Annotated in this window: 1 protein-coding gene; it reads right to left on the bottom strand. The window is 49.3% G+C overall.

Features of this window, described 5'->3' with window-relative positions; all coding sequences use genetic code 11:
- Positions 1-349: 349 nt before the first annotated feature.
- Positions 350-805: sulfurtransferase-like selenium metabolism protein YedF (gene yedF / locus AWU74_RS06595; RefSeq protein ID WP_062328634.1), on the bottom strand; the 456-nt coding region annotated here is incomplete at its 5' end.

Raw genomic sequence — 805 nt, 5'->3', positions numbered from 1 at the left:
ATAAAATTATTGTAGAAAAAATATTCAAGTGAATTTTTTAATAATTGTATAAATAATAATCAAAAAAATAAAGCAAAAAAACCTGCACATACCATACGGTTTACGTTGCGCTCCCTCCCACGGCTCACTACGGCACATTTTTGGGGCGCTGCAAAAGTAGGGCGAAAGCACTGCTTTTTTTATGGGCATAGGGGCGCATTCGTGCTGCGCAAAGCAACATTGCTGTCCGCGGATCAGAATGCCCGCAAATGAGCGCGCTTCTTCGCTTATATCGCGTCGGTGAATGCCTTCATTTCCCTTCTTTAGTCCGCACTGCTGCAACTTATTTTAAGTTTGGCAAACTCTCGTTTTATATGGTTATCACGCCGGACGCCTTTGCCAGAGTGTTTGTTATCTTCATCATGTCAACGATGCTTCCTACGGCGAGGGACTCGGTCAGCTTATAGTAATTGGCGCAGGTACCGCAGGTATATATTCCCGTGCCTTTTTCCTGCAGCGCCTTTAGGTCGGGCACGGTATTGGACCCTTCCGTCGTAAGGCGCGCCCCGCCATTCAAAAATATCACGGCTTCAGGCAAGGGATTTAGCTGAGTCAGTGAAAATATGAACCCCTTGATGAGCAGCCGCCCAAGCTCTTCCGCTCCTCTGCCCATGCTGTCTGAAGTTATGAGAACTACCGGCCCCTTGTTCCCAGACTCCGCGGCGGCATCGGAAGCTTCCAGAGGCTGCCCTGCACGGCGGGCGTTCAAAGCCTGATTTGGGTCTTTGACGATAGTCGCCGTATAGTTCGACGCCCCGTCCTCACT

The sequence above is a fragment of the Treponema endosymbiont of Eucomonympha sp. genome (genome assembly GCF_001028545.1).
The sequence above is the reverse complement of the archived record's forward strand: the minus strand, read 5'-3'. Positions and strand labels throughout refer to the sequence as shown.